At 62.6% G+C, this 16,489-nt stretch carries 13 protein-coding genes; 7 read left to right on the plus strand and 6 right to left on the minus strand.

Features of this window, described 5'->3' with window-relative positions:
• Positions 1-1,086: an aldose epimerase family protein gene (locus tag AC58EF_RS11170; protein WP_497276267.1), complete on the minus strand. Its 1,086-nt coding sequence runs from the start codon at positions 1,084-1,086 to the stop codon at positions 1-3.
• A gap of 93 nt (positions 1,087-1,179) precedes the next feature.
• On the minus strand, positions 1,180-3,894 hold the full coding sequence (locus AC58EF_RS11175; RefSeq protein ID WP_497276268.1) for a TonB-dependent receptor: 2,715 nt from the start codon (positions 3,892-3,894) through the stop codon (positions 1,180-1,182).
• A gap of 196 nt (positions 3,895-4,090) precedes the next feature.
• Between AC58EF_RS11175 and AC58EF_RS11180 the strand changes: the two genes are divergently transcribed.
• The gene (locus AC58EF_RS11180; RefSeq protein ID WP_497276269.1) at positions 4,091-6,319 is read left to right on the plus strand and encodes an alpha-galactosidase; all 2,229 of its coding nucleotides are present in this window, start codon (positions 4,091-4,093) and stop codon (positions 6,317-6,319) included.
• Positions 6,320-6,394: 75 nt separating this feature from the next.
• On the opposite strand, the gene AC58EF_RS11185 is transcribed toward AC58EF_RS11180, so the two are convergent.
• The 3 genes from AC58EF_RS11185 to AC58EF_RS11195 form a co-directional block, all read right to left on the minus strand.
• On the minus strand, positions 6,395-6,697 hold the full coding sequence (locus AC58EF_RS11185) for a Zn-ribbon domain-containing OB-fold protein (protein ID WP_497276270.1): 303 nt from the start codon (positions 6,695-6,697) through the stop codon (positions 6,395-6,397).
• A gap of 171 nt (positions 6,698-6,868) precedes the next feature.
• The gene (locus AC58EF_RS11190) at positions 6,869-7,123 is read right to left on the minus strand and encodes a hypothetical protein (RefSeq protein ID WP_497276271.1); all 255 of its coding nucleotides are present in this window, start codon (positions 7,121-7,123) and stop codon (positions 6,869-6,871) included.
• A gap of 23 nt (positions 7,124-7,146) precedes the next feature.
• A complete protein-coding gene (locus tag AC58EF_RS11195) occupies positions 7,147-7,788 on the minus strand; it encodes an AMP-binding protein (RefSeq protein WP_497276272.1) in 642 nt (213 codons plus the stop codon).
• A 74-nt stretch (positions 7,789-7,862) separates the two neighbouring features.
• Between AC58EF_RS11195 and AC58EF_RS11200 the strand changes: the two genes are divergently transcribed.
• From AC58EF_RS11200 to AC58EF_RS11210, 3 genes are all read left to right on the plus strand, one after another.
• Positions 7,863-8,063 (plus strand): hypothetical protein, encoded by a 201-nt coding sequence (locus AC58EF_RS11200; RefSeq protein ID WP_497276273.1) that lies wholly within the window; start codon positions 7,863-7,865, stop codon positions 8,061-8,063.
• Positions 8,064-8,262: 199 nt separating this feature from the next.
• Complete coding sequence (locus AC58EF_RS11205; RefSeq protein ID WP_497276274.1) at positions 8,263-8,982, plus strand: TetR/AcrR family transcriptional regulator; 720 nt, start codon at positions 8,263-8,265, stop codon at positions 8,980-8,982.
• A 74-nt stretch (positions 8,983-9,056) separates the two neighbouring features.
• Complete coding sequence (locus AC58EF_RS11210; RefSeq protein WP_497276275.1) at positions 9,057-9,347, plus strand: hypothetical protein; 291 nt, start codon at positions 9,057-9,059, stop codon at positions 9,345-9,347.
• A 355-nt stretch (positions 9,348-9,702) separates the two neighbouring features.
• Here AC58EF_RS11210 and soxR read toward each other — a convergent pair whose 3' ends face one another.
• Positions 9,703-10,143 carry a redox-sensitive transcriptional activator SoxR gene (gene soxR / locus AC58EF_RS11215; RefSeq protein WP_497276276.1) on the minus strand — a complete coding sequence of 147 codons (441 nt, stop codon included), beginning with the start codon at positions 10,141-10,143 and terminating at the stop codon, positions 9,703-9,705.
• 557 nt (positions 10,144-10,700) lie between these two features.
• Between soxR and AC58EF_RS11220 the strand changes: the two genes are divergently transcribed.
• Genes AC58EF_RS11220 through AC58EF_RS11230 form a run of 3 tightly spaced genes read left to right on the plus strand, consistent with a single transcriptional unit; the run spans position 10,701 to position 16,330 of the window.
• Positions 10,701-11,828, plus strand: a complete 1,128-nt coding sequence (locus AC58EF_RS11220) for an efflux RND transporter periplasmic adaptor subunit (protein WP_497276278.1) — start codon at positions 10,701-10,703, stop codon at positions 11,826-11,828.
• A 1-nt stretch (position 11,829) separates the two neighbouring features.
• On the plus strand, positions 11,830-14,919 hold the full coding sequence (locus tag AC58EF_RS11225; RefSeq protein WP_497276279.1) for an efflux RND transporter permease subunit: 3,090 nt from the start codon (positions 11,830-11,832) through the stop codon (positions 14,917-14,919).
• Entirely contained in the window at positions 14,912-16,330 is a 1,419-nt protein-coding gene (locus AC58EF_RS11230; protein WP_497276280.1) for an efflux transporter outer membrane subunit, read from the plus strand. The genes AC58EF_RS11225 and AC58EF_RS11230 overlap by 8 nt, the downstream gene beginning before the upstream one ends.
• Positions 16,331-16,489: the final 159 nt, after the last annotated feature.

Below are 16,489 nucleotides of genomic sequence, written 5' to 3' on the forward strand. Positions count from 1 at the left end.
TTAGGACAGAATACCGAACCGGAGGCGCGTTTCGGATCGATAGACTTCACCCGGACGCAGCAGGGTGGAAGGGAAGGCCGCGATATTGGGCGTATCGGGAAAATGCTGCGTTTCGAAGCACAGGCCCGCATGACGCCCGATGGGCTCGCCATCAGGTCCGGTAATGCGGCTGTCCAGCGCGTTGCCGCTGTAGAATTGCACCCCCGGCTCGCTGGTGGCGATATCCAGCACGCGGCCGCTGGGCGGATGCGCCAGCCGGACCGCGGGCTTCATGGCCATGGGCATGTCGCGCAGCACGAAATTATGGTTGAAGCCATCCCCCGCCCGGAGTTGCGGATGCACGACCGCCAGGGCCTGGTTGAGCCGGACGGGCGTCCGCAGGTCGAACGGAGTGTCTTCCACGGCCGCGATCGCGCCGGTCGGCAAGGCATCGGAGTCGATGGGCGTGAAAGCGTCGGCATGGATTTGCACAAGATGATCGAGCGCGCTGCCCGAAGCCGGTCCACCCAGGTTGAAATAGCTGTGACTGGTGAGGTTGACATGGGTGGGGCGGTCGGTGCGCGCCTCATATCGCAGGACGATCTCATCACCTTCCCACAGGAAATCGGCGATGACCTCCAGATTGCCCGGATAGCCCTGGTCTCCGTCCGGGCTGGCGAGGCGCAGCCGCACGCCGGCTTTGCCCGGCAGCGGCTCGGGCATCCAGTTCCGCCCGTCGAAACCCTGCCCGCCGTGCAGATGATTCCGGCCCTCATTTGCGGTCAGGGGATAGGTCGCATCGTCGATGACAAAACAGGCGCCGCCTATGCGGTTGGCATAGCGGCCGATCGTTGCGCCGAAATAGGGGTAGGCGGCACGGTAGGCGGATGACCGGTAGTCATCCAGGCTGTCGAAGCCGAGCACGACGCGGGCCGGCACCCCATGGCGATCGGGTACGCGAATGTCCGTGATCGTCGCGCCCAGCGTCGTGACGGCGAAGGGAAGCCCATCGGCGCCGGTCAGGGTGAAATGCTCGACGGGATCGCCGCTGGGCAGATGGCCCCATATCCGGTGTTCGACAGGCGCGGGAAAGGCTTTGCTCGTCATATGGCGTGTCCCGCCCAGTCTATCGCCGGGTCGCTGCCCGGTAAAGAGACGGCCGGCCGTCGTGCAGAACAGCCGGCCGTCAGGAGGAGCTCTTTAAAAGCTCGTGCGGACACCCACCGATACGCGTCGGCCAGTATCGTCAAGCTGGATCAGCCGTTCGTCATAACGGGAGAAGGTGCGGCGATGCTTGTTGGTCAGGTTCACGACTTCCGCGAAAACGGAAAGGTTGGGCGTGAACTTGAAGCTGCCGCTCAGATCATATTGTCCATAGGAGTCGACATTTTCCGGCTGGCCGTTGAGCCCGCGCGCCCGGGCCAGGAACTTGTCGCGCCAGTTATAGGCGGCGCGAAGCTGGATCGGACCCTTTTCGTAGAAGATGACGGCGTTCGCGCTGTCGGACAGGCCTTCGACCGAAAAGATGCCGACGGCAATGGCGGGATCGAAGCTCGTCGAGCTTTCGACCTTGGTATAGTTGGCCGACACGCCCAGGCCGTCGAACGGTTCCGGCAGGGAATCGAACGTATATTGGGCGGCGGCCTCGAAACCGTAAACCTTGGACTTGCGGGTGTTTTCCGGCCGCGTGACCTGGAAGTTGAAGCCGAAATAGGTTTCCGTGGTCGTGACCTGGGAAATGAAATTGTCCACCCACTTATAGAAGCCGGCGACGCTGAAATAGCTGGCCTTGCCGATGAAATAATCCACCGCGAGGTCCGCGTTCCACGCCAGATAGGGCTTCAGCCCCGGATTGCCGCTGGCGATGGTGTTCGATTGCGGTGGGCGGAAGTCGTAGGACTTGCTGAGCGTCAGATTGCTGAGCGTCGGACGGGTCAGCGTCCGCGAGAAGGCTGCGCGCGTCACCAGCTTGTCGGTCCAGTCGACGCGGAAGGTCGCCGATGGCAGCAGAAAGCCGTAGTGATGGCTTTCCGACACGGGCACGGGCGGGCTGAAGGTGGCGACGCCCGCGGTCGGATCGCCGGGATTCTGCGTGATGTTGAGGAGCTGGACCGAATTGCCCTTGGCCAGCGTGTCGGTATAGACATAGCGGACGCCGACGATGCTATTCCAGCGATGCTCGCCGAAGTCGCCGCCCATCTCCGCCTGCACATAGGCCGCCGCATTATATTCGCGGACCGACCCCGAGCCGCGCGGGTCGAAACGCGGGTCCAGACTGGAACCGTTGGCGGCAAAGACGGCGTTGAAGGCGGCTTCCTGCGCGGGATCGCCCTTTTGCGAGACTGCCGCCGGATTGCCATAATAGCGGGCCAGGGCACGCGGATCGTAGGTCAGCCAGCTCATGGGCGCGCCGCCCAGCACGCCGCCATCGTTGAACGTGCTGAACAGCGAGGGGTCGGCGCTCGCGAAATAGCCGCAATAGAAGCAACCGAGCGGATCGGGCGTCAGCAGCGATGTCACGTCCTTTTCCCGGCGCGTGCCGATCACGCCGAAGCGGATGGCCTTGAGCGAGGTATCGAACTCCTGCTTGCCGTCGATGCGGAAGGAGGTGATCTCATCCTTCACGATCGAGCCGCGCTCCGAGCAGCAGTGCAGCAGCGCGCGCGATGGATCGTCGGTGGGCAGGATGTTGGTGATGGTCGGCAGGCTGCCGGGGTTGAGGTCGAAGGTGGGCGTCACGCCGGCATTCTTCGCCCCTACCACATAGAATACGGAAGTGACCCCTTCCTTGGCGCGTGAATGCGAGATGTCGAAATCGATCGTCGTGTGGTCGCCCGGCGTCCAGCGCGCATTGAGGCCGATCTGGTAGGTCTTGGCGTCGCGCGGCGAATCGAAGACGATATTGTCGCTGGCCAGGCCGCCATTGGCGCTGCGCACGAAATGGGTGACTGTTCCGTTGCCGTTCGCCTCGGCATCGATAATATCGCCCGGATCGGTGTAGAAGCCGAGCTGGTTCGACCAGCTATTGACCTTGAGCTGGGTGTAGAGCGCGTCGAGCTTCAGCGTCAGCTTGTCGCTGACGATCCAGTCCAGGGCCAGCGTGCCGCCGATCCGTTCGCGCGAATTGCGTTCGACCGTGGTATTGTACGTGCGTGGCAACGCGACATCGGCAAGGTCGACCGTCCCGTCCTTGTCGAAGTCCAGATTCTGTCCGTCTATCCACCCGCTCGTATTGACATTGGAGAAGCGCGAGATGCGCTTGTCATAGTTGAAGCTGATCAATGCGCCGAATGTCTCGTCGTCATTGGTCTTGCTGAGGATGCCGGACACCACCGGCGCCGCCTTGTCGCGCGTGCTGTCGAATTTCATCGCGGCGCTGCCGGAAAAATGGAAGCCTGGACGGTCGAGCGGGCGGGCGGTGCGCAGGACGACGGTGGAGCCGATGCCGCCATCCTGCTGGTCGGCCGTCGCGGACTTATATACTTCCGCCGCGCTCAGCAGTTCGGAAGGCAGGATGTCGAAGCTGAACTCGCGGCCGCTATTCTCGGTCGCGAGCAGGCGGCCGTTGAGCAGCACCGTGTTGAATTCGGGACCGAAGCCACGCACGGTGATGAAGCGGCCTTCGCCGCCGCTGCGGTCGATCGACACGCCAGTGATGCGCTGGAGCGATTCGGCAACATTCTGGTCGGGGAACTTGCCGATATCCTCCGCCGAGATCGAATCGACCACGCCGATCGTCGCGCGCTTCAGGTCGACCGCGCGGCCAAGGCTGGCGCGGGTGCCCGTGACGATGATTTCCGATTCCGACGCGGCCGGGGCGTTCTGCGCGAAAGCAGCGCCGCCGGCCAGAAACGAAGCGGCGCTGACGCTGCACAAAAGGGTCCGCCCACACCGGTGGCGATGGAATTTCAGCATCTCAGTCTCCCTGCATATGGCTATCACTATTTGCTGATCGGTTTATAAATATGACAAATAATATCGTCAACCGCTGTTGCCATCCGACGTGCAAATGACGAATAGGACGATAAATCAGGAGCGATGCCGACGGTTTCGCGATTGACAGCGGCACGATTTCACGAACTTATATGATAAATCACGTTGGGAGAGAGAGATGCGCGTTACCCCTCACCATCTGCTGGGCGGATTGCTGCTGGCGTCGACCGCCCTCGGCGCCGCGGACGCATGGGCCAGTTCCAGCTACGACGCGCGCACTCGGGTCTTCCGGTTGGAGGGCGGAGACGTCACCTATGCATTTGGCATCAGCGATCGTGGCTATCTGCAGTCGGTCTATTGGGGTGGCAGGATCGCGGCGGGCGATGCGCTGGGTCCTCTGCCTTCATTGAAGGATCATTCCTCCGTCGACATGGCGGTGTCGATCACACCGCAGGAATATCCGGGGCAGGGCGGCGGCCTTTTCGCGGAGCCGGCGTTGAAGGTCGCCTGGCCCGACGGCGGCCGCGACGTCGTGCTCAAATATGAATCGCACAGCCTGGGCAAGGACAGCGTGACCGTCGTCATGAAGGACATTGCTCGGCCCCTGCGCGTGACGCTGCGCTATTCCATAGATTCTGAAACGGGCATAGTCGGCCGATCGGCGACGATCGAGAATCTCGACAAGGCGACCGTTCGTCTCGATCAGGCCGAGTCCGCCTCCTACACGCTGCCCGTCGGTGCGGACTACCGGCTCCATTATCTCACCGGCCGCTGGGCCGCGGAATGGACGTTGCAGACCCGTCCGCTGACGGAAGGATCGACCGTGATCGAAAGCCGTCGCGGATCGACGGGTCATCAAGCCAATCCCTGGTTCGCGATCGATCGCGCCGGAGAGGCGCAGGAGGAATCGGGCAGCGTCTGGTTCGGCGCGCTCGCCTGGTCTGGATCATGGCGCCTGACCATCGACCGCGACCAGATCGGCAAGGCCCGCGTCGTGGGCGGGTTCAATCCCTTCGATTTCGCCTATCGCCTGAAATCCGGGGAGAAGCTGGAAACGCCGATCTTCTATGCCGGCTATTCGGCACAGGGCATGGGCGGCGCGTCGCGGCTGATGCATCGTTTCCAGCGCGCCCGGATCCTGCCGGGCGACGGCACGCCGAAGGTGCGGCCGGTCCTCTACAACAGTTGGGAAGCGACCGAATTCAAGGTCGACGAGCCGGGCCAGATGGCGCTTGCGGAAAAGGCCGCGCGCATCGGTGTCGAACGGTTCGTGATGGACGACGGCTGGTTCGGCGCGCGCGACAGCGACAAGGCAGGGCTGGGCGACTGGACCGTCAATCCCAGGAAATTTCCCAATGGGCTCAAGCCGCTGATCGACAAGGTGAAGGGCCTGGGCATGGAATTCGGCCTTTGGGTCGAACCGGAAATGGTCAATCCCGACAGCGATCTCTATCGCGCGCATCCCGACTGGGTGATCAATTTTTCCGGCCGTCCCCGCAGCGAAGGGCGCAACCAGCTCGTGCTCAACCTGGCGCGCAAGGATGTGCGCGACCATATATTGAAGGTGCTGGACGACCTTGTCAGCACCAATGATATTCGTTTCCTGAAATGGGATCATAACCGCAACTGGTCCGAACCGGGCTGGCCGGAAGCCCCGCTGGAGGACCAGCAGCGGCTCTATGTCGATTATGTCCGCAATCTCTATTGGATCATCGGCGAACTGCGCCGCCGGCACCCGGGGTTGGAAATAGAAACCTGCTCAGGCGGCGGGGGGCGTGTCGATCTGGGCATCCTGGCGCTTACCGACCAGGCCTGGCCGTCGGACAATACCGATCCCTTCGACCGGCTGACGATCCAGGACGGCTTTACCCATGCCTATGCGCCCGCAGTGATGATGGCGTGGGTGACGGATTCGCCGAACTGGGTCAATCGGCGCACGACGTCGCTGGAATATCGTTTTCTGTCCTCGATGCAGGGGGGATTGGGCGTCGGCGCCAATCTCAATCACTGGCAGGGCGCTGATTTCGACGTCGCAAAGCGCATGATCGCGGATTATAAATCCTTCCGCGCCACGGTTCAGCACGGCGACCTCTATCGCCTCGTCTCGCCGCAGGAGGGCAGCAACCGATCGGCGACATTGTCCGTATCCGCCGACCGGCGGCAGGCGGTGCTTTTCGCCTTTCTGCACAGCAGCACGAAACTCGATCCCCTGCCGGCCATTCGCCTGCAGGGTCTCGACCCGGACAAACGCTATCGTCTTCGCCGGATCGGCGGTGTAGAGCCTGACCCGGCCAATGCCGGACAGAATCCAGCCGAGGCCAGCGGCGCCTATTGGATGCAGCATGGCGTCGACATTCCCCTGCGGGGAGATTTTCAGGCGGCTGGACTGGTGCTGGAGACGCAGTAACGGGCCTTGACCGATCACAAGCGGGCCTGACCAAGGTTCGATGAGCCGGGCTCCTCGAACCTTGGTGTCATCTGGTCACGCCGGTTCGAACAGCGGCAGCCAGACGTCCTGCCGGTGATCGAACAGGACCTTGACCTGCATACCGATATGGACGTCGTCGACGGCGCAGTTGACGATGTTGGTCGTCAGGCGGACGCTTGGCTGTTCCTCTATCTCCACGATCGCCACAATATAGGGAGCCTCCAGGCCCGCTTCCCATGGCTGTCGGTTGATGGTGAAGGTGGCAATGGTGGCGCGTCCAGAAAACCGCTTCGGGGCCGACGTCGAGCGAATGGCAGATCGGGCAGATCGGCGTGGCGGGATGGATGTAATGGCCACAGGGTTTGCAGCGATAGAATCTCAACGCGCCGTCCTCGCCCGCCTGCCAGAAAAACAGGTTGCGCTCGTTGAGCGCCGGCAGGTTGCGGCGTGGAATGGCGGCCAGATCGGTGCGGTGATCCTTTACATCTTCCCGTGCTTATTCAAAGGCTTGTGCCTGTCGCTTTGCCCTCAGCGCTTCTCCAGCTCGAAATTGGCGGCTTCACGGTCCCAGGTGTCAGGCGTGCAGCCTTCATCGCGCAATTGATATTTGAGTACGCGGCCGACGGGGTTGCGCGGCAGGTCGTCCCTGAATTCGAAATAGCGCGGCACCGCGAAATAGGGGACCCGGTCGGCGCACCAGCGGCAGAATTCCTCATGGGAAATCGACGCGCCCTCGACAAGCACGAGGGTGGCCTTCACCTCGTCTTCGGACTCGGCGAGCACGGCATGGACCGCGACGTCCTTGATCAGCGGATGGCGCCTGATGCCGTTCTCCAGTTCGAAGCTGGATATGTTCTCGCCGCGCCGCCGGAGATAGTCCTTCTTGCGATCGATGAAATAGAAGAAGCCATTCTCGTCGATCTTGCCGATATCGCCGCTGTGCAGCCAAAGGTGCGCATGATCTTCAGCGTTTCCTCCGGCCGGTTCCAATAGCCGTCGAACATGATGTCGGGGTGGCGTGGGCGGATGATGATTTCGCCTGGCGTGCCGGGCGCTACCTCATTGTCATTGTCATCGACGATGCGGACGTCGAAATCCTCGTTGATGCGCCCGGACGATCCGGGTGGTGCTTCTTCACCGTCGGGCAGGCTGGTGATGCGCGCGGCCTCGGTCAAGCCATAGGTGTTTGAGCCTGCATATTTGATCCCGAAACGGCGACGCCAGGTTTCCTGCAATTCGGGCGGGAAGGGGCTGCCGCGAACTGCGCGCAGCTTGCCAAAATAGCGCTTGGCGGCGTCGCAGTCCGGCGCATTGCCGACAAAGGCCAGCGTTGATCTCAGCAGGTTGACGATGGTAACGACGATTGTCGCAACGGTGGCGGGTGTCGTACTGGCACTGGGGCAGACCTTGTTCATATCATTGGCGTGGCTCGCCGTGGCGGCATTCATGTGCGGTTTCTTCAGCGGCACCGGCTATTCCATCATCCTGTCGCTGGCCTCCGCGGAGAAGCAGGGGACGATGCTTGGCGCGACCAAGCTGTTCCATCTTTGCCGGCAGTGGTCTCGTGCCGCTTGTCACAGGTGCTATTTCCGACGCGATCGGGGGCAGCGAATCGATTCGCCCGGCACTTCTGATCACCGTGTTGCTGCTGTCGGGCAGTACATTCTGTTATGCCATGGTGCGGCGCGTGCCGCTCAAGACTGCGATGGATATTCACCAATAGAGAGCCAATCTTTTCATGGCCTTAGCGGATGCGCTGCGGAAATAGTTGACCGACCATCATTTATGCAAGGAGTGCGAAGGCAGGGCGTTTGCCGGACCGCTTCCACCGCGATTTCAGCACAAGCTGTTTGACGCGAGCGGCATCATCTCTCAAAATCAGCTACTTCGTTCAACGTGGCATTGCGGCGAGTGGAACAAAAATGGTGAGGCTGAAGCAGAATCTCTATGGGCAGGCGATGGGCGCTAAGGGCCGATCGACTTGCGTCCGCATTCTCAAAGCTACAGCTGAACTGATGGAGAAGCGGCCGATCCGGGAACTTAGAGTGGCTGAAATCGGGGCGTTCGCCGGCGTATCCTCCTCCACATTCTATCTCTATTTCGAAAGCGTGCCCGAAGCCGCCCTTGCCGTCGTGGACGCATTGCAGCAGGCGACGCCGGAAATAATGGAGATATTGGAACGGGAATGGACGCGGGATACCGTGATGCAGGAAGCCAAGGCGTTCGTGCGGGCCTATTTCTCCTTCTGGGATCGTCACAATGCTCTGTTGCGGATCAGGAACTTTGCCGCCGACGAAGGGGATCGCCGCTATCTCGATGTGAGACGCAAGTCGACAGAACCCATTCACCTCGCGCTTCAGGACAAGATGCGGCAATTCGCTACGCAGGAACCGGGGTTGCACCACCTGCATCCGCCGTCGACCGCGTCCGTGCTGTTGGCGATGCTGGAACGCACGGCGGCGATCATCCGCTTGCCCTCTACGCACAAGGCGACACGTCCCAACCAGATCGAAAGCGCCGCCTTTCTGGTCGCGAGCGCCATGATCGGTCATGTCGGCGATATGGCCAAGCCTGCCGCGCCAAAACGGAAGGTCCCCAAGAAGATCATTCCATTGGTCGAAGTCAAGGAAGTGCATCGGTGACAGGATAGTCGACGGCCGCGCGTCTATAACCGATCGATCATCAGGAATCCATCAAGCTGGGGAATGATCGCGTCATGACGGATGAAGCTGATGCCTCCACGCGCATGATCTTCAGCATTCCCGTCAAGGATGAAGTGGCTGCCAAGCGGGTCGAGCAGATGCGAACGGGTATGCGCGCCGATCAGGTCGCGCAGTTCGCGGTCGCCCTGGCGTCGGGAGAGACAGCGGACGTTTCCGGCCAGATCTTCGTGGCGCGCGGCAATGCGATCATCAACTTTCCAAGCGCAGGTCTTGCAACGTTGGGGACCATGCCGAGCCGGCCATCCGCGGGTTTTTCCAGTCCTATTCCGACACAAGCTACATGAATGCATCGGCAAATATGGCCAAATATTTGTAGTAATAAGATGATTTAAAATGATTTTATTAATCAGCTTGTCTTGAAATCCTGGGGCCTAAATGTGATGTAAATCTCCTCAGTGAGCGCGATTGCCTATCGAGGAGACGGGCTTGTGAAACTTCTGCACTCACATGGTCCCCAAGGTAGAAGGCGCGCCCCCGGGCGGTTCTCGAAGCCTGACCCTACCCAGGTCAATTCGGGCATATGCGGCCGGAATTGCGTTAGGCCAACGGAGTTTCCTTCAGCGTCTTGCTGAACCGACAGGGCTGTTTGCGTTCCACGTCGATCCTCTGGCAGGCTGGCCGAGAGGGAGCGCCTCCGTCTCAATCGAAGGCGCGTGCTCCTCCGCCACGGTCCCCTGCCATATCGCCTGGATTGCGAAGAGGGCAATCGGACAAGGACAGGCAGCCGCAACCGATGCAACTGTCCATTTGATCGCGCAAGCGTGTCAGATATTCGATTCTCTGATCCAACTCCGTTCGCCATATCTTGGACAAGGTGGACCAATCGGCCGCGACGCGCAGATGGCCTGAGGGCAGTTGCGAAAGATGGTTCTTTAAGTGCGCCAGCGGAATGCCGACACGCTGCGCGATCTTGATGACGGCGATCAGGCGCAGCACCGAACGATGGTAACGTCGCTGGTTGCCGCCGGTGCGCTCGCTCTCAATCAGCCCCTGTGCCTCGTAGAAATGAAGAGTGGAGGCAGGCACGCCCGCACGCCGGGCGACGTCGCCCACGCTGAGATTGGCGGCGGCGAGGGGCATGGCTAGGCTCCTGGGCTGGGTAGAGAAAAAATTCGATCGAGGCTTTACCTCAACAATAGTTGAGGTTTTATAGAGGCACTTCCTGATTCGCAAGGGAGGCGCATTTGAGGTTTCTCATCCCTGATTCTGGCCGGTTCGTTTCCGCGCATGGGGCGGCCATTCGCCAAAAGCAGTTGCATATCTTTCGTAACGAGCTTAACCAGAAGCGGCCGGAAATAGAGTTGCAGGGTGGTGTCTCCTGCGCTTGTCGTGAGGCAAGTTCTTCCCAGCCACGGCGTCGACCTGACCATTTGCTCGGGGATGACGCGTGGATTTTGCGGCCTTCGCATTCGCACGTCTTTCCCCAAACGGAGGATTGCCCGTGCCTACGCCCCCTAATGTCAATGCCCCTTTATCGGTTCGACAGCAGCGTCGCACAGTCTGCGCCTGATCGTGCGGCGGCTTACCGCCCTGCTTGCCTCAATTCGTAATGGATCTCCCATGAGCATCGATCCCTACAGTCTTGCCGTTCTTTTATGGGTGCGGCCCTTCGGCACCAAGCGGAAGGGCATGGAAGCATGAGCGACCCTGTTGCTGCCGAAATCCCACGCGCCGCGCCCCGGCCGGTGCCTACGATCATTCTGACGGTCGTTATTCTGACTATTCTGTTGGGCACGCTCTATCTGTGGCGCGGCTGGCGGGCCGGGCAGGCGCAGGCGTGGCAACCGCAGGCTGTGCCGGTCGCCGCCGCCATGGTGACGCCCCGCAACATTCCGGTCACGCTGGAAGCGGTCGGCACTTTGCGCGCCGTGCGAGAGGTGACGCTGTCGCCCGAAGTCGCCGGGCGTGTGTCGTCGATCCACTTCGAGGCGGGCGCGCAGGTCGGCGTGGGCGCGCTGTTGGTGCAGCTGTTCGACGGCCCCGAGCGGGCCGACCGCCGCGCCGCGCAGGCCCGGGCAGCCTTTGCCGGGATACAGGTCGCACGATCGCAGGAATTGGCGCCGACCGGCGCGGAGCCGCGCGAAACGCTGGAGCAGCGTCGTGCCGATCGCGACCAGGCCGCCGCCGCCGTGCAGCAGATCGACGCTCGCCTGATCCAGAAGCAGGTCCGGGCGCCCTTTGCCGGCGTGCTGGGCATCCGTCGCGTCAATCTGGGGCAATATCTCAATCCCGGCGATGCGATCGCGACATTGACCGCGCTCGATAGGCTGTTCGTCGACTTCGCCCTGCCGCAGCAGGAACTGAGCCGGTTGAAGCCGGGATCGACCGTGGCCGTCACCAGCGATGCCTGGCCGGGTCGCCGCTTTACCGCGAAGGTCAACGCGATCGAACCGAAGATCGGCGAAGAAACGCGCAACGTCACCGTCCAGGCGGTGCTGCCCAATGCCGACCATGCGCTGCGCCCGGGCATGTATGTGACCGCGGCACTCGAACTGCCGGTGCAGCAAGGGGCGTTGCTGGTTCCGGCGACGGCGATCCAGACATCGGCGCAGGGCGACAGCGTCATCGTCATTCGCGGCAATAATCCGCGCGTCGGCGGCAAGGCAGAGGTCATACCGGTCCAGACCGGACGCAGGATCGGCAATGACGTGCTCGTCACCAGCGGTATCCGGCCCGGCGACATGGTCGTGACCGAGGGGCAATTGCGCGTCCAGCCTGGCGCCGAGGTCAAGGTCGCCGCGCCGGCGACGAAAGGGGCACGCTGACATGAACGCCGACAGGGCCTTCACCGATATTTTCATCCGCCGTCCGATATTGTCGGTGGTGGTCAGTCTCCTCATTTTGCTGGTTGGACTGGCTGCGCTGTTCAGCCTGCCGGTCCGGCAATATCCGAAGATGGAAAGCGCGACGATCACCATCGACACGGCACTGCCGGGCGCGACGCAGGATGTGATGCAGGGCTTCGTCACCACACCGATCGCGCAGGCGATCGCGACGGCGAACGGCATCGAATATCTGACCTCCACCTCCAGCCAGGGCAAGAGCCATATCGCCGCAAAGCTGGTGTTGAACGCCAATGCCGACCGGTCCATGACCGAAATTCTGGCCAAGGTGCAGCAGGTCAAATATCGCCTGCCCAGCGGCGTCACCGACCCCGTCATCAGCAAGATCACCGACGGCGCGTCGGCGATCCAATATGTCGCCTTCACCAGTGATCGGTTGCAACCTTCGCAGATCGCCGATTTCGCGACCCGCGTGGCGCAGCCGCTCATCACCTCCATTTCCGGCGTCGCGTCGGCGGAAATCAGCGGCGGCGCGCCGCTTGCCATGCGCATCTGGGTTGATCCGGTGAAATTGACCGCGCGGGGCCTGACGGCGGGCGATGTCGCCAACGCCCTGCGCGCCAACAACGTCCAGGCGTCGCCGGGGCAGCTGAAGGGCGCCAGCACCGCGATCAACATCACCGCCGCGACCGACCTGCGCGATGTGGCGGCTTTTCGCGACATGACCCTCAAGAGCGGTGACGGCGGCCTGGTGAAGCTGGGGGATGTCGCGACCGTAGAGATGGGTGGCCAGAATTACGATGTCGGCACGATCTCCTCGGGCAAGCGGGCGGTGTTCATCGCCATTTCGCCCACGCCCGACGGCAATCCGTTGGAAATCGTGAAGGCGGTGCAGGATCTGCTGCCCGGCATCCAGCGGGTCGCGCCGCCCAGCATCCATGTGAGCAACCAGTTCGACGTGGCCCATTTCGTCAATGCGTCGATCGAGGAAGTCGAACATACGCTGGTCGAGGCTATCCTGATCGTCGTGATCGTGATCTTCCTGTTCCTGGGGTCGCTTCGCGCCGTCGTCATTCCCATCGTCACCATTCCGCTGTCGCTGCTGGGCACGGCGGCGCTGATGCTGGCCTTCGGCTTTTCCTTCAACCTGCTGACCTTGCTCGCCATGGTGCTGGCCATCGGGCTGGTGGTGGACGACGCCATCGTCGTGGTGGAAAATATCCATCGTCATATCGAGGACGGCCTTTCCCCCTTTCAGGCGGCCCTTGTCGGCGCGCGGGAAATCGTTGGCCCGGTCATCGCCATGACGATCACGTTGGCCGCGGTCTATGCGCCGATCGGCCTGATGGGAGGCCTGACCGGCGCGCTGTTCCGCGAATTCGCCTTCACCCTGGCCGGATCGGTGATCGTGTCAGGCGTGATCGCGCTCACCCTTTCGCCGATGATGAGCGGCAAGCTGCTCAACAGCAAGCTTGCCGAAGGCAGGCTCAGCCAGGCGATCGAACGCAACATGCATCGTCTGACCGAAGGCTATGGCAGGCTGCTCGACCGGACGCTGGCGTCCCGCGCGGCCGTGCTGATCGTCGGCTTGGCGATGATGGGCGCCATCGTGGTGCTGTTCACCGGCAGCAAGCGGGAACTCGCGCCGCAGGAGGACATGGGCTATATCTTCGTCGCGACCAAGGCGCCGCAATATGCCAATATCGACTATATGGCGCGTTTCAACGCGCAGGTCGACGCGATCTTCCACACCGTGCCCGAATATGAGAGCAGCTGGTTCGACGCGGGCGGTCCGAACGGTGCCAACAACGGCTTTGGCGGTATCATCCTGTCGGAATGGGCCGATCGCGAGCGCAGTGCGGATGACATCCAGAATGAATTGGCGGGGCGCACCGGCGCTGTCACCGGCATCTATGCCACAGCGTTCCAGGACAGCCCCCTGCCCGCGGGCAGCGGCGGCCTGCCGGTGCAGATGGTGATCCGTTCGTCGGATGATTTTCCGCAAATCTACAAGACGCTGGAGGCCGTGAAGGGCGCGGCCTGGGGTAGCGGTCTGTTCGCCTTCGTCGATAGCGACCTCGCTTTCGACAGCCCCGAAGCGCATATCAGCGTTGACCGGGCCAAGGCCGGGCAGCTCGGCGTCACCATGGCGGAGATCGCGGACACGCTGGCGGTGCTGGTGGGCGAGAATTACGTCAACCGCTTCAACTGGCACGACCGATCCTATGACGTGATCGCGCAAGTGCCCCGCGACAAGCGGGTGACGCCCGACAATCTCGGTCAATATTATGTCAAGACCGGATCGGGCGCCTTGATTCCATTGTCCACCGTGGCGAAGGTCGAGATGCGGCCGCAGCCCAACAAGCTGCCGCAGTTCAACCAGATGAATTCGGCCACCCTGTCGGCCGTGCTGATGCCCGGCGTCACCATGGGGCAGGCAGTGGAATTTCTGAAGAACCAGCCGATGCCGACCGGCACGACCATCGACTGGCTGTCCAACAGTCGCCAATATGTGACGGAAGGCGACCGGCTCACCATCTCCTTCGCCTTTGCGCTGATCGTCATCTTCCTGGTGCTGGCGGCGCAGTTCGAGAGCTTCCGCGATCCGCTGGTCATATTGGTGACGGTGCCGCTGGCGGTGTGCGGCGCGCTGGTGCCGCTCTATCTCGGCTTCACGACGCTCAACATCTATACCCAGATCGGGCTGGTGACGTTGATCGGCCTCATTTCCAAACATGGCATATTGATGGTGTCCTTCGCCAACGAGATGCAGGCACGAGAAGGATTGAGCCGGATGGACGCGATCCGTCATGCCGCCGCGGTGCGGATGCGGCCGGTGTTGATGACCACGGCGGCGATGGTGGCCGGACTTGTGCCACTGCTCTTCGCCGGGGGCGCGGGGGCGGCCAGCCGCTTCGCCATCGGGATCGTCGTGGTGATGGGCATGTTGATCGGCACCCTGTTCACCCTTTTCGTCCTGCCCACATTCTACACGCTGCTGGCCGGCGACCATCGCAAGCTGAGCGCCCGCGATGAAGGCGGCCTGCCTGCGGGAGATCCCGTTCATGCGTAAATCGATCCTGCCGCTCATCGCGGCGCTGCTTGCCGGCGGATGCGCTGCCGGTCCCGACTATCATCGGCCCGTTCCGAAGCCGGCCGCGAGCGGCGCCTTCGGAACGCAGGCGGCCGCCTTCGATCCGACGGCGCCGCTGCCGGACCAATGGTGGAAACTCTATGACGACCCGACGCTCGACGCGCTGGTGGCGCAGGCGCTGTCGGCGAACACCGATCTGCGCGTGGCCGCCGCCAATCTCGCCAGGGCGCAGGCGACGCTCAGCGAAGCCAAGGCGGGGCGCCTGCCAAGTACCAATGTCAATGGCGGCGTCAGCTATGGCGACGGGGTGCAGGGTGGGGGCGGCGCTTTCACCCAGGACAATGCGCAATGGTCGGGCAATGGCAGCATCGCCGTCAGTTGGGAGGCGGATTTGTTCGGTCGCGTAAGCCGCGCGGTCGAAGCGGCCCGCGCGGATGCGCAAGCGGTGGAGGCTGCTCGCGACGCCGTGCGGGTGATGGTGGTGGCGGAAACCACGCGCGCCTATATCGATGCCTGCTCCTATGCCCATGCGCTCGCCGTGGCGCAGGACAGCTATCGCACCAGCAGCGACAGTTTAAGGCTGATCACTGCACAGGAGAAGGCAGGCGCTGTCGGCCAGTTCGACGTCGAGCGTGCCGCCGCCGCCGCTGCAACCGCCCGCGCCGCGATTCCGGGCGTCGAGGCGCAGCGGCAGGTCGCGCTGTTCGAACTGGCCGCCTTGCTGGGCGGGACGCCCGCTGACATTCCCCTTGCTGCCCGGCAATGCGCCATGCCGCCCGCCCCCGCGGCGGCGTTGCCGGTGGGCGACGGCGCATCCCTGTTGCGCCGTCGCCCCGATCTGCGGCAGGCCGAGCGGCAACTGGCCGCGGACACGGCGCGGATCGGCGTCGCCACCGCCGCCCTTTATCCCACGATCAGTCTTGGGGGATCGGGTAATTTCTTCCGCAATGACAGTGTCAGGGGCAGCGACAGCCTGTCCTTCTCGGTCGGGCCGCTGCTGTCATGGAGCTTCCCCAATGTCAGTGTCGCACGCGCGCGCATCCGGCAGGCGGCGGCGCAGGGGGACGCGTCACTCGCCACCTTCGACGGCAAGGTCGTGACGGCGCTCAAGGAGGTTGAAACGGCATTGAGCAATTTCGCGCAGGAGCAAATGCGGCTGTCGTCGCTGGAGGAGGCGCAGCGCAAATCCGAACGCGCGTACCGCTTCGCCGATCAGCGTTATCGCGCCGGGTCGGCCGGCTGGCTGGACGTGCTGGCGGCGCAACAGGATATGCTGACTGCGCGGGCGGCCCAGGCGGAGTCGCTCCAGAGACTGTCCTCCTTGCGCGTCGACATATTCAAGGCGCTGGGCGGCGGCTGGCAGGAAGCCGCGCCTGACGCGCCGGGATAAGGGCGAGGGTCATCAGCGCGCCCTGCGCGATCCGTCTTCTGTCCGGTCTTTCATGAACCTATTGTAATAGAGCGCCCATCTGCCGGTCATATGGCGCGGCCTATGGATACTGACGGTCATCGTGCATGGCCAAATGGGTGAGAGACGGCGCGTCCCCCT

This window comes from Sphingobium sp. WR1, assembly GCF_059693745.1.